Annotated in this window: 19 protein-coding genes; 8 read left to right on the forward strand and 11 right to left on the reverse strand. The window is 71.3% G+C overall.

What is annotated here, in order from left to right; translation table 11 throughout:
• Window positions 1–62: 62 nt before the first annotated feature.
• Genes glpK through ABT127_RS21155 form a run of 6 tightly spaced genes read right to left on the reverse strand, consistent with a single transcriptional unit; the run spans window position 63 to window position 6,148 of the window.
• Window positions 63–1,562, reverse strand: a complete 1,500-nt coding sequence (gene glpK, locus ABT127_RS21130) for a glycerol kinase GlpK (protein WP_351452106.1) — start codon at window positions 1,560–1,562, stop codon at window positions 63–65.
• A gap of 4 nt (window positions 1,563–1,566) precedes the next feature.
• A complete protein-coding gene (locus ABT127_RS21135) occupies window positions 1,567–2,646 on the reverse strand; it encodes a zinc-dependent dehydrogenase (protein ID WP_351452109.1) in 1,080 nt (359 codons plus the stop codon).
• Complete coding sequence (locus tag ABT127_RS21140; RefSeq protein ID WP_351452112.1) at window positions 2,643–3,734, reverse strand: galactitol-1-phosphate 5-dehydrogenase; 1,092 nt, start codon at window positions 3,732–3,734, stop codon at window positions 2,643–2,645. Before ABT127_RS21140 ends, ABT127_RS21135 begins: the two co-directional genes overlap by 4 nt.
• Window positions 3,735–3,739: 5 nt before the next feature.
• A complete protein-coding gene (locus ABT127_RS21145; RefSeq protein ID WP_351452115.1) occupies window positions 3,740–4,612 on the reverse strand; it encodes an SDR family oxidoreductase in 873 nt (290 codons plus the stop codon).
• A 37-nt stretch (window positions 4,613–4,649) separates the two neighbouring features.
• Window positions 4,650–5,285 carry a bifunctional 4-hydroxy-2-oxoglutarate aldolase/2-dehydro-3-deoxy-phosphogluconate aldolase gene (gene eda / locus ABT127_RS21150; protein WP_351452118.1) on the reverse strand — a complete coding sequence of 212 codons (636 nt, stop codon included), beginning with the start codon at window positions 5,283–5,285 and terminating at the stop codon, window positions 4,650–4,652.
• Window positions 5,285–6,148: an MBL fold metallo-hydrolase gene (locus ABT127_RS21155; RefSeq protein ID WP_351452120.1), complete on the reverse strand. Its 864-nt coding sequence runs from the start codon at window positions 6,146–6,148 to the stop codon at window positions 5,285–5,287. Before ABT127_RS21155 ends, eda begins: the two co-directional genes overlap by 1 nt.
• 215 nt (window positions 6,149–6,363) lie before the next feature.
• On the opposite strand from ABT127_RS21155, the gene ABT127_RS21160 reads away from it, so the two are divergent.
• Both ABT127_RS21160 and ABT127_RS21165 read left to right on the forward strand, forming a co-directional pair.
• Window positions 6,364–6,684 carry a TIM barrel protein gene (locus tag ABT127_RS21160; RefSeq protein WP_351452122.1) on the forward strand — a complete coding sequence of 107 codons (321 nt, stop codon included), beginning with the start codon at window positions 6,364–6,366 and terminating at the stop codon, window positions 6,682–6,684.
• A gap of 166 nt (window positions 6,685–6,850) precedes the next feature.
• Window positions 6,851–8,074, forward strand: a complete 1,224-nt coding sequence (locus ABT127_RS21165; protein ID WP_351452125.1) for a chitinase — start codon at window positions 6,851–6,853, stop codon at window positions 8,072–8,074.
• A gap of 54 nt (window positions 8,075–8,128) precedes the next feature.
• Here the strand turns inward: ABT127_RS21165 and add are convergent, their stop codons facing one another.
• The 3 genes from add to ABT127_RS21180 are packed head-to-tail and all read right to left on the reverse strand — an operon-like array spanning window position 8,129 to window position 12,454.
• Complete coding sequence (gene add / locus ABT127_RS21170; RefSeq protein ID WP_351452127.1) at window positions 8,129–9,142, reverse strand: adenosine deaminase; 1,014 nt, start codon at window positions 9,140–9,142, stop codon at window positions 8,129–8,131.
• Window positions 9,143–9,168: 26 nt separating this feature from the next.
• Entirely contained in the window at window positions 9,169–10,950 is a 1,782-nt protein-coding gene (locus tag ABT127_RS21175) for an adenine deaminase C-terminal domain-containing protein (protein ID WP_351452130.1), read from the reverse strand.
• 55 nt (window positions 10,951–11,005) lie between these two features.
• On the reverse strand, window positions 11,006–12,454 hold the full coding sequence (locus tag ABT127_RS21180; RefSeq protein WP_351452132.1) for a purine-cytosine permease family protein: 1,449 nt from the start codon (window positions 12,452–12,454) through the stop codon (window positions 11,006–11,008).
• 213 nt (window positions 12,455–12,667) lie between these two features.
• Here ABT127_RS21180 and ABT127_RS21185 point away from each other — a divergent pair, with 213 nt between their 5' ends.
• The 6 genes from ABT127_RS21185 to ABT127_RS21210 all read left to right on the forward strand — a co-directional run bounded on the left by ABT127_RS21185 (window position 12,668) and on the right by ABT127_RS21210 (window position 18,109).
• A complete protein-coding gene (locus tag ABT127_RS21185) occupies window positions 12,668–13,723 on the forward strand; it encodes a LacI family DNA-binding transcriptional regulator (RefSeq protein ID WP_351452134.1) in 1,056 nt (351 codons plus the stop codon).
• A gap of 95 nt (window positions 13,724–13,818) precedes the next feature.
• On the forward strand, window positions 13,819–14,325 hold the full coding sequence (locus ABT127_RS21190; protein WP_351452137.1) for a MarR family winged helix-turn-helix transcriptional regulator: 507 nt from the start codon (window positions 13,819–13,821) through the stop codon (window positions 14,323–14,325).
• A 209-nt stretch (window positions 14,326–14,534) separates the two neighbouring features.
• Entirely contained in the window at window positions 14,535–15,710 is a 1,176-nt protein-coding gene (locus ABT127_RS21195; RefSeq protein ID WP_351452140.1) for a PP2C family protein-serine/threonine phosphatase, read from the forward strand.
• A gap of 232 nt (window positions 15,711–15,942) precedes the next feature.
• Window positions 15,943–17,577 (forward strand): PP2C family protein-serine/threonine phosphatase, encoded by a 1,635-nt coding sequence (locus ABT127_RS21200; RefSeq protein ID WP_351452143.1) that lies wholly within the window; start codon window positions 15,943–15,945, stop codon window positions 17,575–17,577.
• On the forward strand, window positions 17,574–17,711 hold the full coding sequence (locus ABT127_RS21205; RefSeq protein WP_351452146.1) for a hypothetical protein: 138 nt from the start codon (window positions 17,574–17,576) through the stop codon (window positions 17,709–17,711). The genes ABT127_RS21200 and ABT127_RS21205 overlap by 4 nt, the downstream gene beginning before the upstream one ends.
• The gene (locus tag ABT127_RS21210) at window positions 17,708–18,109 is read left to right on the forward strand and encodes an STAS domain-containing protein (protein WP_351452149.1); all 402 of its coding nucleotides are present in this window, start codon (window positions 17,708–17,710) and stop codon (window positions 18,107–18,109) included. Before ABT127_RS21205 ends, ABT127_RS21210 begins: the two co-directional genes overlap by 4 nt.
• 8 nt (window positions 18,110–18,117) lie before the next feature.
• Here ABT127_RS21210 and ABT127_RS21215 read toward each other — a convergent pair whose 3' ends face one another.
• Window positions 18,118–18,402, reverse strand: coding sequence for a hypothetical protein (locus ABT127_RS21215; protein WP_351452152.1), 285 nt, complete (start codon window positions 18,400–18,402; stop codon window positions 18,118–18,120).
• A 132-nt stretch (window positions 18,403–18,534) separates the two neighbouring features.
• Window positions 18,535–19,581, reverse strand: coding sequence for a cation diffusion facilitator family transporter (locus tag ABT127_RS21220; protein WP_351452155.1), 1,047 nt, complete (start codon window positions 19,579–19,581; stop codon window positions 18,535–18,537).
• Window positions 19,582–19,846 lie beyond the last annotated feature (265 nt).

The raw sequence follows: 19,846 nt of genomic DNA on the forward strand, positions 1-19,846 counted from the left end.
GGGATCTCCAGACGTGCGGGATCAACGGATGGATGAAGCAGAAGAGTGGAAGAGCGCGGGCCTCAGTGCTCGGCCCAGTCGCGGGCGCGCTCCACGGCGCGCTGCCAGCCCGCGTACAGCCGGTCGGCCTCGGCGCGGTCCAGGGCGGCGTCGAAGCGCCGGTCGAGGCGGAACATCTCCGCGAGCTCGGCCCGGTCCTTCCAGAAGCCCGTGGCGAGCCCGGCGAGGAACGCGGCGCCGCGCGCCGAGGACTCGATGACGGTGGGCCGCAGGACCGGTACGTCGATGATGTCGGCCTGCAACTGCATGAGGAAGTTGTTGACGGTGGCGCCGCCGTCGACCCGGATCTCCCGGGTCGTGATGCCCGAGTCCGCCTCCATGCAGGTGATGACGTCACGGAACTGGTAGGCGATCGACTCCAGGGCGGCCCGGATGATGTGCTTGCGGTTCACGCCCCGCGTCAGGCCGATGATCGCGCCGCGCGCGTACTGGTCCCAGTACGGCGCGGCCAGGCCGACGAACGCCGGCACCAGGTAGACCCCGTTGCTGTCGGGCACCTGACGGGCCGCGGTCTCCGTGTCCTCGGCGTCGTACACGATGCACAGCTCGTCGCGCAGCCACTGGATGGAGGCGGCGGCGACGAAGATCAGCCCTTCCAGGGCGTACTCGACCGTGCCGTCCAGGCCCCACGCGATGGTGGTGAGCATGCCGCGCTCGCTGGCCACGGGCCGGTCCCCGGTGTTGAGGACGAGGGAGGCGCCGGTGCCGTACGTGGCCTTGACGCTGCCCGCGTCGAAGCAGGCCTGACCGAACAGGGCACCCTGCTGGTCACCGACCGCCGCGGCGACCGGGATGCGGGCGCCGAGCAGGACGGACGGCTCGGTGTGCCCGTACACCTCGCTGGTGGGGCGCACCTCGGGCAGCAGCGAGCGGGGGATGTCCAGCTCGGCCAGCAGCCGCGGGTCCCAGTCCAGGCGGTGGATGTCGAACAGCATGGTCCGGGCCGCGTTGGTGTGGTCCGTGACGTGGACGCCGCCGCCGGTGAGGTTCCAGATCAGCCAGGAGTCGACGGTGCCGAAGGCGAGTTCGCCGCGCTCGGCCCGCTCCCGGGCGCCCGGGACGTGATCGAGGATCCACTTGATCTTCGTCGCGGAGAAGTAGGCGTCGATGATGAGGCCGGTGGTGGCGCGGACGTGCTCCTCCAGGCCGCGTTCCTTGAGCTGTTCGCACAAGGGGGCGGTGCGCCGGTCCTGCCAGACGATCGCGTTGTGGACGGGCTCGCCGGTGGCGCGATCCCAGACGACGACGGTCTCGCGCTGGTTGGTGATGCCGATCGCGGCGATGTCGTCGCCCGTGCAGTCGGCCTCGGCCAGGACCTGCTTGGCGACGGTGAGCTGGGTGTTCCAGATGTCGCGGGGATTGTGCTCGACCCAGCCCGGCTGCGGGTACAGCTGGGGGAACTCCTGGCTGGCGAGCCCCGCGACGTCACCCTGCTTGTCGAAGAGGATCGCGCGGATTCCGGTGGTGCCCGCGTCGAAGGCGAGCACGTAGCGAGGGGACATGGCTTCACCTGCCTTCGTCGTCGTGGCTGTCGTCGGCCCCGGAGTCGTAGCTGATCATGGCCTTCATGCCAGTGCCGGAAGCGGCGTAGGCGAAGGCGTCCTCGATCTTCTCCAGCGGGAAACTGTCGCCGATCAGCGGGGTCAGATCGACGCGTCCCCCGGCGGCCAGGGCCAGACTGCGCGCGTAGTCGCCGTTGCCGGAGCCGGTGGTGCCGGTCAGGGTCAGGCCGCGATAGTGGACCCGGTTGGTGTCGACCGGCACGGTCTGTGCGCGGCCGAGCCCCGAGAAGTAGTTGAGACGGCCGTGCGGGGCGAGCAGGGCCGCTGCCTGTTCCTGCACCTCGGCGCTGGACACACAGGTGATGACGACATCGGCGCCGCGCCCGTCGGTGTGCTCGGCGACGACGTCGGCGAGGTCCTGCTCCCGTACGTCGACGATCACGTCGGCGCCGAGCCGCGCGGCCAGTTCCAGGCGCGGGCGGCGCCGGTTGGACACGATCACCTTGCGGGCGCCCGCCACCTTGGCGAGCAGCAGATGGCAGGCGCCGATGGGACCCGCGCCGGCGATGACGACGGTGTCCTCGGGGCCGACCCGCAGGGCCTGCTGGCCGTGATAGCAGCAGGACAGGGGTTCGACGAGCGCGGCCTGCCGGTAGCCGAGGGAGCCGGGCAGCGTGAACACGTTGCCGCGTTCGATCGCGAAGCCGGGGACGTGCAGCAGTTCCTGGAAGCCGCCGTCGTAGCTGATGCCGAACGCCTCGTAGTCGGGACACATGTTGTTGTGGCCGTGGCGGCACATCGCGCAGCGCCCGCAGCCGACGTTCGGGGTGACGCTCACCCGTGCGCCGACGGCCAGGCCGCGCACGCGGGGCCCTGCGGCGACGACGTCACCGGCGAACTCGTGGCCCAGAACCCGGCGCGTCCCCGCCGGGATCTTGAAGTGGCCGTGGCGGTGGACCCGCAGGTCGGTGCCGCACACGGAGGCGGCCCGGACGCGGACGAGGATCCCGTCGTCGGACAGCTCGGGCTCGGGCACGTCCTCGACCGTCAGACGGCCCGGCTCGTGGAGGACTGCGGCCTTCACCGGATGTCACCTCCCGCCTCTGGACCGGCCGCGCGCTCGGCGCGGGCCTCGTCGGCGACGGCGAAGACGACCTTGTTGTACCAGGTGCGCCGGTGCAGCATGTCGGCGAACAGGCCCGGCGCGTCGGCGAGTCGAGGGGTGTGGCTGATCAGGGGATCCACCCGGAGGTCCTTGCCGAGGTGGCGTACGACCATGTCCCACTCGCTGTGCCCGGCCGGTGCGATCTTCGAGTTCCAGGTGCCGTACAGGCGCAGTTCGCGCCGGAGCACGGAGGAGACGAGGTCGCGCGGCAGGGCCAGGTCCCCGGAGAGGTCGCCGAGGAGCACGACCTGCCCGAGGGCGGCAGCGGCGGTGATCGCCTGCACGGCGGTGACGGGCAGACCGCAGGCCTCGACGGCGATGTCGACACCGCGCCCGCCGGTCAGCTCCCGGACCTGCTCGGCGGTGTCGCCCGCGCTCGCGTCGATCACGGGGAAGCCGAGATCCGCGAGGACGGCGCGCTTACGGGCGTCGACGTCGGCCACGTACACCTCGCTCGCCCCGAGGATCCGCAGCCACTGCGCGGCCAGCGCGCCGATCGGACCCGCGCCGATGACGAGCGCGGTGGCGTCCGCCGGCAGATCGAGCTTGAGCATGGCGTGAAGCGCGACCGCGGCGGGCTCGACCATGGCGGCGTGGGTGAGCGGGGTGTTCCGCGGCACGCGGATCAGGTTGGCCTCGGGGACGTGCATCCGTTCAGCCAGGGCTCCGTCGCGCCGGGAGCCGTAGTAGTCGTAGCCGCTGCCGAGCGCGTACTCGCCGATCCGGGTCATGGGGTCGCCGGCGTCGGGCAGCAGCGGGAAGACGGCGACCCGGTCACCGGGTGCGAACTCGCTGTCCACGGGGGCCTGCTCGACGATCGCGGAGAATTCGTGGCCGAGCACGAGGGGGTAGTGGTACGCCTTGCCGCGTCCGTACCGCAGGACGTCGGAGCCGCACACGCCGACGGCGCCGACCCGGACGAGGACCGAGCGGTCGCCGACGGGCTCCGGCTCGGACACGTCCGTGTGGACCATCTCTTCCAGGGACTTGAGGACGGCTGCTTTCATCGCCGTCACACCTCCATGCCGTAGCGGTGCGCCTTGTGCGTCGGGTACAGGGCGATCTGCGGAATGGTGACGTCGGGGGTGCGGGTGGCGACGTAGAGGGTGACCTCGGCGACGTTCGCGACGTCGATGCAGGAGGCGTGGATGCCTTCCCGCAGCTCCTTCTCGTCGAGCCAGCCGTCGGTGTAGGCGGGCAGGTCACCGTCGTACAGGCCCGTGTCGATGATCTCCGTCATCGGCGTCTTCACGTGCGAGGGGTTCACGACGGTCACGCCGATGTTCTTGTCCCGGCCCTCCAGCAGGATGTTCTTGCTGAAGCCCATCATTCCGTGCTTGGAGGCGCGGTACGGACTGTGGCCGGGGCCGGAGGCCAGCCGCGCCGACGACGAGCCCATGTTGATGACGCGGCCGCCGCTCTCCTGGCGCTCCATGACGCGGAAGGCCTCCCGGCAGCACAGGAAGACGGCGGTCAGGTTGGGGCCGATCGTCTTGTTCCACTCTTCGAGGGTGACCTCGGTGACGGGCGGCGCGAGCGAGTCGCGGCCCGCGCTGTTGACCAGCAGGTCGACACCGCCCCACTCCTCGACCGTCTCCGCGAAGAGCCGGACGACGGCCGACTCCTCGGTGACATCGGCCTCGACGGCGCGCACGGTCCCGCCCGCCTGCTCGATGGAGGCCGTCACCTGCTTGAGGCGCTCGGTGTCCTTGTCGACGAGGACCACCTTGGCCTGGTGCGCGGCGAAGATCCGCGCGACGGCCTCACCGATGCCGGAGGCGGCGCCGGTGATGATCGCCCGCTTTCCGGTGAGGGAGGAGCCGGGGGTCGGGACGTAGTCGGGCACGAACTCGGACGACGAGTTCCGCTGATTCTGATCAGTCATCACATCTCCATGGAAGGGGGCGAGTTGTCGGTGGATGTCAGGCGCCGGTGGCGCCGTCACGGGCGGCGCGGGCTGCGGCGCCGATGGCGTCGAAGTCGCCTGCGGCAAGCCGCGCGGCGGTGGCGATCCAGGTGCCGCCGCAGGCCGTGACGTGCGGCCGCGCCAGGTAGTCGGACAGGTTGTCCGGCGTGATCCCGCCGGTCGGCATGAACGTGACGTCCCCGTAGGGGGCCGCCATCGCGTCCAGCAGCTTCAGGCCGCCGGATGCCTCGGCCGGGAAGTACTTGAGGAGGGTCAGGCCCTGGGCGCGGGCCGCCTCCAGGGCGGTGGGGTTGTTGACGCCGGGGACCACGGGCAGGCCGCGGGCGCGGCAGCGGGCGACGACGTCGGGATTGAAGCCGGGGGTGACCACGAACTGCGCGCCCGCGTCGGCGGCCAGGTCGACGGTGGCCGGGTCCAGCACGGTGCCCGCGCCGACGAGCACGCCGGGGTGGCGGGCCCGCAGGGCCGCGATGCCGTCGGACGCGGCCGCGCTGCGGAACGTGATCTCGGCGATCGGCAGGCCGGCCGCGGTGAGGGTGGCACCGAGCGGGTCGGCGAGGTCGGCGTCGGGCAGGGTCACGACGGGCACGACCTTCAGGTCTGCGAGCCGTTCGGAGAGCTGTCGGTCCATCAGATGCGTTCCAGATCGGGGGAGTCGAGAGTGAGCCGGTAGGTGGCGCCGACCTCGGGCACGGTCCAGGCGAGGCCGTCCGCGGTCGCGGTCAGCCGGTCGCGGAGCTCGTCCGGGTCGGCGGTGTTGAAGTCGAAGAGCCCGAAGTGGTGGCAGAGCAGCCTCGGGATGCGGGCGGCGTGGCAGAGGTCCACGGCCTCGGCGAGGCTGAAGTTGCCGGGCACGCCGTTCGACGTCCGGTACGCGTCACGGCCGTTGACCGGCAGCAGGGCCAGGTCGATGCCGAGCGCCCGCAGCAGGTCGGCCTGCCCGTCGTACGGGACGCAGTCGCCGGAGTGGTAGATGCGCAGCCCGCCGAGCGTGATCACGTAGCCGAGGCAGTGGTGGTCGCCGTGCTCGTCGCGGCGCAGTTCCTCGTGGGCGGCCGGGACCGGTTCGACACGTACACCGGCCACGGTGACCTGTTCCCCCGCGTCGACACCGGTGAGGCGCTCGGAAGGGGTGCCGCGCTCCAGGGCCGTGCGGCGCTCGGCGCGGGGCACGACGTACTCGGGGGTGTTGTGGACCTCGATCCCCTTGATGGTGCCGGGGTCCATGTGGTCGGTGTGGCCGTGGGTGCACAGCACGGCGGCGACGTCCCGCAGGTCGTCGGGCGGGAGCGGTGCCGGATGGAGACGCACGTGCGGGAAGCGTGCGCCTCGGTACTTCACGGCGAGCGTGTCACTCAAGTACGGGTCGATCAGCAGGAGTCGACCGCCGCCCGCGGCCGCTCCGCCCTGGCCGGCGCGGAGGGCGAAGCCGGCCTGGCCGAGCCAGCGCAGGGTGACGGCCGCGGTGGGCCGCCGGTCAGGGGTGTGGGGCACGGATCTGCCTCCGGAAGGGGGAGCGGGCGGGGCGGTGAACGGCCGCCGCCGAAGAACGCTTGAAGCTTCGCAGGCATTTCTATGATGGTCAATGTTTCTCGAAGAAATTTCTAACAACCTCGTGCGGCGTTGCCCCGATGGAAGGAAATCTCTTCCATGCTCGACACCTCGTCGCGCAGCAACTTCCATCGGACGCAACGACAAGCAACGCATCCATGACCAATCCCCTGGGCGTCCACTCCGCCGTGTGGGCGCGCGAAGCGGGGGAGTGGCTCGGCCATGTCCACATGGGAGAGAGCCATCGAGGTCTTCCCGGCACCGGGACGATCGGCTTCCCCGCGTTCTTCGGCGCGCTCGCGGACGTGGGCTACACCGGGCCGCTGACGTTCGAGAGCTTCGCGCCGGAGGTGGTCGGCCCGGACCTCGCTCAGGGGCTGGCGGTGTGGGGCAACCCGGGCCCCGAGCTGGCGGATGCCGACGAACTGGCGATCCGCGCGCGGCAGTTCATCGCCGAGGGGATCGGCGTGCGGCGGTAGGCGCTGAGGGTCCGCGAAGCCCTGGCGGGCAAAGAGATCGTATGGTCTAGTCCAAAGCCTTCTCTGGTCCAGTCCAATCCGTTGACGTGCTCCCCTCATGCTCAAGAAGCTGTCCGCACTCGACTCCCCATCGAGCGCCTCGATCCCCCCGTGCAGGAGGAACAGAGTGAGACGACTTCGCGCATGTCTGGGCGCTGCCACCGCCGTCACCACCGTCGCGCTGGCCGCGAGCGCACTGGTGACGACGAACGCCGCGGGCGCGTCAACCGCCCTGAGCAACCGCTGGTACGCCGCCGCCCCCTATCTGATGCCGCTCGACAACGACCCGCCGGACGCGGGCGCCATCATGGACGCGAGCGGGCTGAAGGCCTTCCAGCTCGCGTTCATCCTGGCGCCCAACGGCGGCGGCTGCTCGCCGACGTGGGACGGCACCGCACCGGTGTCCTCCGACACGGCCGTCAAGGCGAAGATCGACGCGATCCGCGCCAAGGGCGGCGACGTGTCGGTCTCCATCGGCGGGTACGGCGGCACCAAGCTCGGCCAGGCCTGCTCCGACCCGGCGTCGACGGCGGCCGCGTACCAGCAGGTCATCACCAAGTACTCGCTCAAGGCCATCGACTTCGACCTCGAAGAGCCGGAGTACGAGAACACGGCGGCCGTCAAGAACGAGATCGGCGCCGCGAAGATCCTCCAGCAGAACAACCCCGGCCTCTACGTCTCCGTGACCACCGCCGGCACGGCCGACGGCACCGGCTGGTTCGGCAAGCAGATGCTCCTTGAGGCGAAGTCGCAGGGCTTCACGCCGAACAACTTCTCCATCATGCCGTTCGACGGCGGGTTCAACGGTGCGGCCTCGCAGACCGCCGCGCTGACCAACTTCAACTCCATCCTGCAGTCCACGTTCGGCTGGAGCCAGGCCACGGCCTACGCCCACGAGGGCTTCTCCGGCATGAACGGGCGCAGCGACACGGGCGAGATCTTCACCCAGGCCGACTTCCAGACCGTCCTCGACTACGCGACGAGCCACGGCATGGACCGCTTCACCTTCTGGTCCCTCAACCGCGACCGCCAGTGCACCCCGGCCGACAACGGCGGGCGCACCTCCGGCACCTGCTCCAGCGTCGCGCAGAACTCCTGGGACTTCGCGAAGTACTCGGTGAAGTTCGCGGGTGCCACTCCTCCCACGACCCCGCCCACGACACCTCCCACCACGCCGCCGACGACCCCGCCGGCCACCGGCTGCAAAACGGCGTGGAGCGCGACGTCGGTGTACACCGCGGGCAACGAGGTCAGCTACAACAGCCACAACTGGAAGGCCAAGTGGTGGACGCAGAACGAGAAGCCGGCCACCACCGACGGGAACCCCTGGCAGGACGAGGGAGCCTGCTGACCCGGCCCTGAGACCTGGCGGCGTCCCACGGGGGAGACGCCGCCAGAGCCCGTCTCAGCTCGCCGTCGTGCCGTAGGCCGCCAGCTCCGCCAGGAACTCCTCGCGCACGGCGGGCGCCGCCCACGAGATGTCGATGGCGTTGCGCTGCAGCTGGACCAGGTCCGCGTCGGTGAGGGCGGCGGGCTCGCGCAGGGCCGCCAGGTTCTCGGCGACGTAACCCGGGAAGTAGGCCGGATCGTCGGAGTTGACCGTGACCTTCACGCCCTGGTCGAGCAGCGCGCGGATCTCGGCGGCCTTCATGCCGTCCGTGACATGCGCGTTGGAGATCGGGCACACCGTCAGACCGAGCCCGCGCTCGCGGATCGCCGCGATCAGGGCCGGGTCCTCGAGGGCGTTGACACCGTGGTCGATCCGGTCGACGCCGATCTCCTCGATGACCTGCCGGATGTGCTCGGTGGAGTTCTTCTGGTCGACGTCGCAGTGCATCGTCAGCCGGAAGCCCTCGGCGCGGGCGCGGGCGAAGACGTCGCGGAACTTCACCGGCGGGTTGCCCGCCTCGTCCGAGTCCAGGCCCACTCCGACGATCCACTCCTTGTACGGGAGCGACTGGACCAGCGTGGCCATCGCGAACTCGGCCTGGAAGTCGCGCAGGAAGCACATCACCAGGCGGCCCCGGAAGCCGGTGGCGCGCTCGGCGTCGTCCAGGGCCCGGGTCAGACCGCGGACGACGGTGTCGAAGGCGACGCCGCGCGCGGTGTGCGCCTGCGGGTCGAAGAAGATCTCCGCGTAGCGGACGTTCTGGGAGTGCGCCTTGGCCGCGTAGGCCGCCGCGAGGTCGTAGAAGTCCTGCTCGGTACGGAGCACGGTCATGCCCTCGTAGTACACGGCGAGGAACCCGGGCAGATCGTCGAAGTCGTACGCGGCGCGCAGCGCGGCCTCGTCGGCGTACGGCAGCTCGATGCCGTTGCGGGCGGCCAGCGCGAACTTCAGCTCCGGCTCCAGGGTGCCCTCGATGTGCAGGTGCAGCTCGGCCTTGGGCAGGCCGGTGACAAAGGCGTCGACAGTCATGTGCGTGAACTCCTCGGTGAGCGGCGTCAGTTGGCGGCGGCGGTGGCGGGCTTCAGGATGTCGACGACGTCCTGCGTGTGGTAGTTGACGACGCCCAGGTCGGTGACGGCGTACTCGGGGATCGCGGTGATCTCCAGGAAGATCAGGTAGCCGAAGGCGGACGGCAGTGCGCAGCCGAGCGCGCGGGCGGCGGTCTCCAGGCGGTCCTCGGCGTCGGCCATCTCCTCGGGCACGAGGTCGGCGACGATGCCCGCGACCGGCAGCGGCAGGAACTCCTTGATCACGCCGCCGTCGACGACGACCTGGCCGCCGCCGTGCTCCGAGAGGTGGTTGATGGCGAGGGCCATGTCGGCGCGGTCGGCGCCGACACAGATGATGTTGTTGTCGTCGGGCGCGGCGGAGGAGGCGATGGCGCCGGAGCGCAGCCCGAAGCCGTTGATCATCGCGGTGACCGTGGCGCCGTCGTTCTTGCCGTAGCGCTCGGAGACCGTGACGTAGAGCGCGTCCTGCGCCAGGTCGGCGCGGACCGTGCCGTCCTCGACGGGCAGCGTCATCGGCACGCCCTTGCGGACGAACGGCACCGTGCGGTCCATCTCGACGACCAGCACATCGGCGGTGGCGCCCTCGGCGACGACACCGATGCCGTCGGCGCTCACGGGCGCGACCTGGAAGGCGGGGGAGAGGGCGGCGGTACGCTCGGGCGGCTGCGGGGCCTTGACCGTACGACCGCCCTCGGCCACCAGCTCACCGCGGGAGAACACTCGCTCCACGACGAACGACTCCGGCGAGTCGACGATCAGCACGTCCGCGTAACGGCCCGGCGTGATCGAGCCGACGAGGTGGTCGATGCGGTACATCTCGGCGCAGTTGAGCGTCGCCATCTGGATCGCCTCGACCGGCTTCACGCCTGCCTTGATCGCCATGCGGACCAGCTTGTCGAGGTGGCCCTCGCGCAGGATGTCGGCGACGTGCATGTCGTCGGTGCACAGACCGACGCGGCGCGACTGGGCGCCGAACTCGGTGATCGTGCGCACGTTCTCGTTCATGAAGTGCGCCACCGACGACTCACGGATCAGCAGCGACATGCCGGCGCGCAGCTTCTCCAGGGCCTCCTCGGCGGTGTAGCTCTCGTGGTCGAGGCGGACACCGGCGGCGGACAGCGCGTTGATGGTGGTCTGCGCGGCCATCGGCGCGCAGCCGAAGATCGGCAGCCGGTTGCGGTGCGCGAGTTCGAGGGCCTGGAGCACCTTCTCGTCGCGGTTGAGGACGAACTCGGCGACCGTCTCCCACACCCCGAAGCAGTCCGCCCCGCCCTGCGCCTCGGCGTGGTCCTCGGGACCGAAGCGGAAGCCGACCGTCGTCTCGGGCAGGGTGTACGGCGTCTTGAACGGCGCGCCCCAGAAGATCTTCATCGGCGAGGCGTCGGCCTCCCGCAGCGCCTCGCGCACGCCTTCCGGCCCGGCGACCACGAGGAACTGGTCGAGCCCGGAGACGACCGACGTCGTGCCGAAGCGGACGGCGGCGTCGGCGAACATCGTCACCGACAGCTTCGAGCACTCCAGGTGCAGGTGGCCGTCGATCAGGCCCGGCGTGAGGTACTTGCCGGTCGCGTCGACGGTCTCGGTGTCCGGGCCCTCGTACGCGCTGACGTCACCCGTGGCGGCGACGCGGTCGCCGGTGATGGCGACGTCGGCCGGGTAGATCTCGCCGGTGCAGACGTTGACGAGCTGTCCGCCCTTGATGATCCGGTCGGCCTTCACGACGCCCTCGGAGGCGTCGATCAGGGTGCGGAGGCTGGGGTGGTTCATGGGGTTCGCTCCAGAGCGCGTACGAAGGTGAAGAGGTGCCACGGAAAAGGGGGAATCAGGCGGCCGGGACGAGGTCGGCCTCGGCGCGGACGGTGCGGCGGGCGAGCAGCCAGTAGACGACGCCCGCGACCAGGGCGCCCGCGAAGACGGAGAGGTCCAGGCCGCCGGCCGCGTCGGACAGCGGGCCGACGAACACCGTGGAGTCGACCCAGAGCACGGCCGCGACGAAGCCGAGCAGGACCGCGATCAGACCGGCCGGGCGGACGCCGCCCTTGTGCCAGTAGATGCCGTCGCGGCCGGTCTCGCGGGGGAAGAAGGAGGGCACGTCGTAGCGGCCGCGGCGCAGCCACCAGTCGGTCAGGTACACCGCCGCCCACGGGCCGAGCCACAGCACGATCAGGCTGAGGAAGTTCGACAGGAGGGTGTAGAAGTCGGCGGAGAACACCGCCCACAGGGTGATCGCGGTGCACAGCGTGAGGTCGATGAAGACGACCATCCAGCGCTTGATCGGGATGCCGACGGCCAGCAGGTTCAGGCCCGAGGAGTACATGTCCGTGGTGTTCACCGCGAGCAGCGAGACGATCGCGAGCAGCAGGTACGGCGTGATGAACCAGCCGGGCAGGATCTCCGGCAGGCCCGAGATCGGGTCGGTCGCCTTCGTGGTGGCGGTGGCGACGGCCGCGCCGAGGATCTGCAGCAGGATGTTGGGCACCATGCCGCCGAGCGCGGCGCACGCGAAGACCTTGCGCGGCGCGGAGTCCTCCGGCAGGTAGCGCGAGTAGTCGCTGCCCATGTCGGCCCAGGACAGGCCGCCCGAGGCGGTGACCATCGCGAGGACCAGCGAGATCGTCACCAGCGACGGTGCGGCGCCGTGCGCAGAGAAGTCCGCCTTGGGCGCGACGAGGAACGCCATCACGGCGAACATCGCGGCGAAGATCCAGGCGAAGTACTTCTGCACCTTCATGATCAGGTGGTAGCCGGACAGCGGCAGCAGCATCTGCAGCCCCGCCGCGACGGCGATGACCAGCAGCTTCACGGGGGTGCCCGTGGTGATCCCGGCCTGGTCGAGCAGCGCGAGCCCGGCCAGGACGATCAGCACCATGCCGCCGGCCTCGAAGCCGACCAGCATCACCCAGCTCAGCAGGGCCGGCAGCCGTCCGCCGCGCGGGCCGAACGCGGCGCGCGAGACGGAGTGGGTGGAGGTGCCGGTGCGCGGGCCCTGGAGGCTCGTCAGGCCGGTGACCGTGAAGCCGAGCACGTTGCCGACGACGATCAGCGCGACCGCGTACCAGAACGACAGGCCGAACGAGACGACCAGCGCGCCGTACACGACGGTGAACACGGTGGTGTTGGTGCCGGCCCACAGGCCGAACAGGCGGCCCGGACCGCCCTGGCGTTCCGCTGCGGGAACGGCGTCGATGCCGCGCTGCTCGACCGTGAAGACGGACGTCGGCGCGGCAGGTGCGGTGGATCCGGGCGGAGCGGTGGTGGTGGCCTCGGCCATGAGCGGCAGGAGTCCTTTGCGGACCGGCGCCCCGGCCTGGAGGGACGGGACGCGATGTACGGGGAGGGGGTCGCACGGCGGTGTGCGGGAGGTGCGACGGGCGCCCGGACGAAGTCTCCGGTGCACCGGCCGATGCCATTGCCCAAACGTTTTGGCAACGCTTCGGAACGTACTGCCTAAACGTTTTGGCAGTCAACCTGTAAGCTCGCCGCCATGTCAGACGTCACACAGCCGAAGCGCGGCGGTACGCCCCGGGGGGCCTCGGCGAAGAGCGGCGGTCTGCGGGAAGTGGCCCGCCGCGCGGGCGTCTCGGTCACCACCGCCTCGCACGCGCTGAACGGGGTGGGCCGGGTCGGCGCCGAGACGCGCGAGCGGGTCCTGGCCGTCGCCACCGAGATCGGCTACCGCGCCAACCCCAACGCCCGCGGCCTGCGCGGCGCCCGCACCGGACTGCTCGGCCTGACCCACCGCACCGCCGTCGAGGGCGGCATCACCGACATCGAGTACTTCGTCAAGATCGTGAACGCCGCGACCTGGACGGCGATGGCCCACGACTACTCGCTCGTGCTCGTCCCGCCCTCCCTGGACGGCCGCCCCTTCGACACCCTCCCGCTCGACGGCACGATCGTCATCGACCCGCTCACCGACGACCCGCTGCTGACGCGGCTGTCCGGCATGGGCGTCCCGGTCGTGACGACCGGCCGCGACCTGTCCCGCAAGGACGCCTTTCCCTGGGTCGACAACGAACTGTCCACCTGCGCCGTCGCCGCCCTCGACCACCTCGCCGCCACCGGCGCCCGGCGCATCGGCCTGCTCACCGGCTCCACCGGCCAGTCCTACGACGAGGACGCGGCCCGCGCCTACCGCGACTGGTGCGCCCGCACCGGCAACCCCGTCCTGATGGACCGCGCCGAGCCCGGCACCGACTCCACGGCGGCCGCGCACCGCCTCCTCGCCCGCCCGGACCGCCCCGACGCCCTCTATGTGGTGATGGAGAAGTTCGGCTTCGCCACCCTCGCGGTCTGCCGCGAACTCGGGCTGAGCGTGCCCGACGACGTGCAGATCGTGGTCGGCGCCGACGGCGAGTTCGCCCGCAGCGCCCGGCCCGCGCTCACCGCGCTCGACCTGGCCCCCGAGCAGATCGGCAAGCAGGCCGCGGAGCTGCTGATCGGCCTCGTCCAGGACCCGCCGCGGCCGGGCTCGGAGCCGGGACACCGCTTGGTGCAGGCCACGCTGCTCTCCCGCGACTCGACGCGGCGCCCCGGCTGACGCGCGGGCCGGGGCGGCGGGGCCGGGGCGCACCGGAGGACCGGGACGGCGGTAGGCTCGGGGGCCGACGTCACTGCCGACAGAAGGGTGCTGGGATGCCCCAGAGTCTGCCCTTCCGCTCGCCCGAGCAGGTGGCCCAGGTGGCGTGCGGCGTCTCCGAGCTGCTGGAAGTGCTGTGGGGGCGCGGTCAGGCGGCCGCTCAGGCCGGGCCGCTGCCGCCCTCGCAGTTCCGCGCCCTGACCATCATCGAGGGTCAGGAACCGGTCAATCAGCGCGCCTTGGGTGCGGCCCTCGGGTCCCGGCCGTCGTCGGTGAGCCGGCTCTGCGACCGGCTGGAAGCGGCCGGCCTGGTGGAGCGGGTGGCCAGTCCCACCAGCCGCCGGGAGGTCGATCTCCGGCTCAGCCGGCGCGGTGCGGCCGTGCTCGACGACTTCCGCGCCTCGCGCGCCCGGGAACTCGAGGCGGTCCTGCGCTCCATGGCGCCGGCCGAGCTGAGCACCCTGGTCGAAGGGCTCGAACAGTTCCAGGAGGCCGCCGCCGCGCACATCGGTCTGCACGGCACCGGGTCCGGCTCCGAAGGGGCGACCGAAGCCACCGCCTGACGTGCGCGGACCTGCCCCCGGCGGGCGCCGGAAAACTGCCTCCACCAGGTCGGACGGACAGTGCCGGCAGGCCCTGCCGCCGAGATAGAATCCTCAAATAGGTGCCGCATGGCAATATTTGTGATCTTTCGACGTCTCGCGGAAGCGGCGGTGCCGGGCGCCCGTTTCCGCTTCTCCCTCGGTGGCCGGCCGCCCCATCGGAGAAGTCTGTGACGAAGTTCCTCGCTGCCGAGCGCGCCATCCGCGCCGCCGCGCCGTTCGACCTGCTGGACACCGTGCGCCGGGCGCTGATCGAGGAGTACGGAGCCCTCAGCGTCGACCTGCTGATGGCCGACTACAGCCTGACGCTGCTCCAGCCGGTGACGGAGCTGCCGCACACCGCCGAGCCCGTACCCGTCCACGCCAGCGCCGCCGGCCGGGCCTTCGCCAGCCAGGATCCGCACACCAGGACCGTGCGCGGCGAGGGATCCGTGGACCTCTTCCTCCCGGTCACCGTGCGCGGCGACCGACTCGGCATCCTCGCCGTGCGCGTGCCGGAGGAGAGATGCACGCCCCGGGAAGTGGACGAGCTGACCGATCTCGCGGAGATCCTCGGGCACGAGATCGTCGTCGCCGACCGGGACACCGACGTCTACCTGCAGGCCCGCAGGGCGAGCCGGCTCACCCTGGCCGCCGAGATGCAGTGGCAACTGCTGCCCGGACGTTCCTACACGCGGACCGAGTACGCGATCGGCGCCCAGCTGGAGCCCGCGTACGCCATCCACGGCGACAACTTCGACTGGGCCGCCACCGGCGACAGCCTCACTCTGACCGTCACCAACGGCATGGGGGAGGGGATCGAGGCCTCGCTCCTGACCAACCTCGCCGTCAACGCCCTGCGCAACGCCCGGCGGGCCGGCATCGGCATCGCCGACCAGGCGGCCCTCGCGGATCAGGCGCTCTACGCCCAGCACCGCGGCGAGCGCTACGTCTCCACGCTGCTGCTCTCCTTCGACCTGGCGACGGAGCGGGTGCACGCGGTCGACGCCGGTTCGCCCCAGCTGTGGCGCCAGCGCGACCGGACGGTGGAGCAGATCCCGTTCGAGGCGCAACTGCCGCTCGGGATGTTCGAGGAGACCGACTACGTCGTGCAGGAATTCGACGTGCGGCGCGGTGACCGCCTCCTCTTCGTCAGCGACGGCGTCTACTCGGCGCTGTCCGCGACCGGTGAGGCCTACGGCGAGCGCAGGCTCGCACGCGCCGTCCAGGCCGCGAGTCTGCTCCCGGCGTCGGCCGTTCCGCGGGCGATCCTCCAGGAACTGGCCGGGCACGTGAACACCGACGCGGAGGACGATGCTCTCGTGGTGTGTCTCGACTGGTTCGGACGCGAAACCGGTTCGGTCTGAGTCGCAAACTGTCTGATCTCCCGCGAACCCTGTCCTCGTCAGGGACGTCAGTTGCCGGAGGGACCCTTACCGTGCAACTGTTGCCGGATGGAAAGCATGAGACGGAGCGCTGATTCCGGACCGGAGCAAGTCACCTGAGACAGGCGTCGATTGCTCTCCACCGACCTGCGGCGAAGGGTGGTGTGGGCTCGTCAATCCCGGGCCCTGCGTGATGGTTTCCCCCACGGAACCAATGAACCCGCCAGGTGCGGACACGGCAACAGGCCGACGGGCCGCCCACCCGACCGTCACGGTGGACGACGCGGGCCGAGTGCTCTCCTGCGACGATCCCGCGGGCAGCCTCCTCCACGACGTACGGGTCGGCGCGCTGCTCGCGGACACGGCCCCCGGTTGGCTGTCCAGGGCCCACACCGACCTGCTGACGTGCGGTGACGAGGTCCAGCCGCAGGTGGCCTGGGGCCGCATCGGCGAGAGAACGGTCGAGGCCTTCCCCAGCCGTCGCGCGGACGGCGCCGTGTCCTGGTGGCTCGTCGACGACGGCGATCTGCGCTCGGCCCGAGACCAGTTGGAGAGCGAGCGCGCCCGTTCACGCCTCCTCCAGGAGGTGTCCAGCGAACTGCTGGCGTCGCTGAACGTGGACCGCTGCATGGCGGCGACCGCGTCCCTCGCGGCCGCGCACCTCGCCGACGCGGCGGTCATCGTGGGCGTCGGCAACGGCCGAACCCACCCGGTGACCTGGGCGTGCGGCGATCGCGTGACCCAGGACCACATCGTCCTCGACCCCGCCGACCTGCCCGGCCTGGCCGAGGCGCTGCTGGGCTTTCCCCCGGTGCCCTCCCGCTGGATCGACCCCGCCGGGACACCTGCCTGGGCGATCCCCGAGGGCTTCGGCCGCCCGGTCTCCGAGATCGGCTCGGTGGTCGTGGTGCCGCTGCCCGGACACGGCTTCCCGGCCGGCGCCGTCGTCCTGCTGCGCCACTGCGAGGAAGCGGCCTTCAGCGAGGCCGAGGAGACCTTCGCGCGGCTCTTCGCCGCCCGGGCCGGAGCCGCCCTGTCGGCCGCCCGGATATACGCACAGCAGACCCGCATCACCGATGTCCTGATGCGGGAACTGCTGCCGCCGACGCTGCACCGGACGCACGGCATCGACTTCTCCGGCCGCTACCGCCCCTCCGCGGTGAACGAGCGGATCGGCGGCGACTTCTACGACGTCCACCCCGCGGACGACCCGGACGGCGAGGCGTTCGCGGTCCTCGGCGACGTGTGCGGCAAGGGGCTCGAAGCCGCCGTGCTCACCGGCAAGATCCGCAACACCGTCGAGGCGCTGCTGCCCTTCGCCTCAGACCACGCCCGCATGCTGTCGTTGCTCAACAGCGCCCTGCTCTCCTCCCACCACACCCGCTTCGCCACGATGGTGCTCGCCTCCGCCGTCCGTGAGCGGGACCGGGTCAGCGTGCGGGTCACGAGCGCCGGACACCCCCCGCCCCTCGTCGTGCGCGCCGACGGCCGCGTCGAGGAGGCCGACACGCGTGGCACGCTGGTCGGCGTGCTCTCCGAGATGACGGTGACCGGCGCGACCGTGGTCCTGCACCCAGGTGAGACCTGTCTGCTGTACTCCGACGGCATCACCGAAGCACACGGCGGGCCGCTGGGCGACCGCATGTTCGGCGAGGAACGGCTGCGTGCCGTGCTCGCCGAATGCGCCGGGATGCCCGCGGAGGCGGTCACCGAGCGCGTGCAGATGGTCGCCACGCAATGGGTCGGCGACGGCCCCCACGACGACATGGCGCTGCTGGCCATCACGGCCCCGCGCGCCGCTCATCTCACCGCTGTGGACGGGCACACCCGGGGAAGGTTCACGTCATGACACCGTCGAACGCCGTCCCCGCGACGGTCATCCGCGGCGAGGCCCCACGGGACCCCACCGCGGAGCCGTTCACGCCCTTCCCCGGCACGCCCCGCAAGACCCTGACCGTTCCCCGACCCGGACAGCACGCATGACCACCAACACCGCCCTGAGCCTGACCGTCGACGAACCGCGCGACGGCGTCCTGACCCTGAAGGTCGCCGGTGAGCTCGACTACGACACCGACGGCACGTTCACCCGGCTGACGGGAGCCGCGCTCGACGAGCACCGAGGCGTCGGCACCGTCCTGCTGGACTGCGCCGAGCTGGACCACGTCGACTCCATGGGTCTGTCCGCGCTCCTCATGCTGCGTCGCCGGCTCGACCAAGACGGCCTGGCCCTCCGCATCACCGGCCGCTCGACGCGTCTGGACCGGCTGCTGTCGGTCACCGGCACCTTCGAGCACCTCGTCGGCGAGGCCGAACCCGGTGAGGGCCGGCGGGAACAGGCGCTCGCCGACGCCGAGGACGCGCCCCGGGGGCCAGCCGGCTGATCCTGAGGTCAGCCGTGCCGGCTGTGCGGATCGGCGCCGCTGTCCGTCAGTTCGGCGTGCAGCAGCAGCATCTGGGCCAGCTCGCGGGCCTCGGTGCTGGTGAGCGACGCCCACACCCCCGGCTCCCCGCCCCGGTCCGCGCCCACGTCCAGGGTGACCCGGCCGATGGGACGGCCCGCGGGCGCCAGCCGGATGCGCCGTACGGCGATCCTGCGCCCGCACGTCGTCACGACACAGCTGTCCTCGTGACCGCCCACGTCGTTCAGCGGCCCGTCGGGTCCTGACCTCGCCATCACTCTCACACTCCTCCGCCCCCGGTGGGGCCGTGCCGCCGCTTGTGTCCGCGCATTGCATACCTGGCCAGGTATCAGGGACAGCGCTGCGGGCGGCCGCATTGTTCCGCCGGAGTGTGTGAGGTGTGGCTGTCAGTGTGCGTGCGGCTCTTCGCGGTGGACCGGGCCGTGCGAGTCCGCGCAGTGGGCGTCGGTCCCGGCCGAGTCGGCGGCGCGCGCGACCTGGAGGACGGGTTCCGGGGCGTGATCGACCTGGAGGGTGGTGTGCGAGATGCCGTAGTCGTCGCGCAGCAGTTCGCCCAGCGTGCGGCGCACGGCGTGGCAGTCGCCGCCGGGCTCGACCAGTACGTGCGCGGACAGGGCCGCCTGCCCGGAGGTGATCTGCCAGACGTGCAGATCGTGCACTTCGACGACCTGCTTCTGCGCGACCAGCCGGTCGCCGAGGGCGTCCGGGTCCAGGCCCGCCGGGGCGGCCTCCAGGAAGATGCGCCCGGAGTCCCGCAGCAGCCCGTACCCCGCCCGCACCATCAGGACGACGACCACGAGGGTGGCGATGGCGTCGGCGCGGGCGAAACCGGTGAGGACGACGACCAGGGCGGCCACGGCGGTGCCGATGAACGCGAACAGGTCGTTGAGGATGTGCTGGTAGGCGCCCTCCACATTGAGCGAGGTGCGGTTCGCCCGGGACAGGCACCAGGTCGCGGCGAGGTTCACGACGATGCCGGCGAGCGCCGTCGCGAGCATCAGACCGCCCGCGACCTCGGGCGGCGCGACGAGCCGGCGCACGGCCTCGTACGCGAGCCAGACACCGAGGAGGAGCAGCGTCAGCCCGTTGGCCTGGGCGGACAGGATCTCCGCGCGCTTGAGCCCGTAGGTGAAGCGGCCCTTCGCCGGCCGGGCCGCCAGCCGCATCGCGACCAGCGCGAGCACGATGGACGCGGCGTCGGTCAGCATGTGCGCCGCGTCCGAGATCAGGGCGAGGGAGCGGGCGACGATGCCGATGACGACCTCGACGGCCATGAAGCCCGTGATCAGGGTCAGGGCGAGGGCGAGCCAGCGGCGGTCGGCGTCCGCCGAGACACCGTGGGAGTGCCCGGCGTGTCCGTGGCCGTCGTGGTCGTGCTCGCCGCCGGGGCCGTCGGTGTGCCCCGCGGCCGGCCCGTGGTCGTGCCCGCTCATGTGTGCGTCCTCCCCCGTCGACGGATGCCTCGAAGGCAGTCAAACGCATGCCGCGCCCGTCGGCAAAGGCTGCACCGGTGACCGTTGTCATGTCAGATATGAAGCCGCTGACCTGCACCTCTTCCGGACCCTGTGCAGGGTGCGTGTGATGTTCCTCGCGAGGTCTCCACCGTTTTGACCTGCATGGAACCGCCGAACCAGGGGCAGGCGGGGTGGCCTGAAGGTGTTTGTCTTCCTGTCCGGAGGCGGCGCGTACCGGGAACCC

Source organism: Streptomyces sp. NPDC001904, from assembly GCF_040297005.1.
In the GTDB taxonomy this organism is placed as follows: domain Bacteria; phylum Actinomycetota; class Actinomycetes; order Streptomycetales; family Streptomycetaceae; genus Streptomyces.

Coding starts and splice junctions, on each gene's coding strand:
- add (WP_351452127.1), bottom strand. CDS start 9,142: ATGACTGTCGACGCCTTTGTCACCGGCCTGCCCAAGGCCGAGCTGCAC.
- eda (WP_351452118.1), bottom strand. CDS start 5,285: ATGGACCGACAGCTCTCCGAACGGCTCGCAGACCTGAAGGTCGTGCCC.
- ABT127_RS21190 (WP_351452137.1), top strand. CDS start 13,819: ATGCCCCAGAGTCTGCCCTTCCGCTCGCCCGAGCAGGTGGCCCAGGTG.
- ABT127_RS21175 (WP_351452130.1), bottom strand. CDS start 10,950: ATGAACCACCCCAGCCTCCGCACCCTGATCGACGCCTCCGAGGGCGTC.
- ABT127_RS21145 (WP_351452115.1), bottom strand. CDS start 4,612: ATGACTGATCAGAATCAGCGGAACTCGTCGTCCGAGTTCGTGCCCGAC.
- ABT127_RS21200 (WP_351452143.1), top strand. CDS start 15,943: ATGAACCCGCCAGGTGCGGACACGGCAACAGGCCGACGGGCCGCCCAC.
- ABT127_RS21220 (WP_351452155.1), bottom strand. CDS start 19,581: ATGAGCGGGCACGACCACGGGCCGGCCGCGGGGCACACCGACGGCCCC.
- ABT127_RS21160 (WP_351452122.1), top strand. CDS start 6,364: ATGACCAATCCCCTGGGCGTCCACTCCGCCGTGTGGGCGCGCGAAGCG.
- ABT127_RS21215 (WP_351452152.1), bottom strand. CDS start 18,402: ATGGCGAGGTCAGGACCCGACGGGCCGCTGAACGACGTGGGCGGTCAC.
- ABT127_RS21210 (WP_351452149.1), top strand. CDS start 17,708: ATGACCACCAACACCGCCCTGAGCCTGACCGTCGACGAACCGCGCGAC.
- ABT127_RS21205 (WP_351452146.1), top strand. CDS start 17,574: ATGACACCGTCGAACGCCGTCCCCGCGACGGTCATCCGCGGCGAGGCC.
- ABT127_RS21180 (WP_351452132.1), bottom strand. CDS start 12,454: ATGGCCGAGGCCACCACCACCGCTCCGCCCGGATCCACCGCACCTGCC.
- ABT127_RS21140 (WP_351452112.1), bottom strand. CDS start 3,734: ATGAAAGCAGCCGTCCTCAAGTCCCTGGAAGAGATGGTCCACACGGAC.
- glpK (WP_351452106.1), bottom strand. CDS start 1,562: ATGTCCCCTCGCTACGTGCTCGCCTTCGACGCGGGCACCACCGGAATC.
- ABT127_RS21185 (WP_351452134.1), top strand. CDS start 12,668: ATGTCAGACGTCACACAGCCGAAGCGCGGCGGTACGCCCCGGGGGGCC.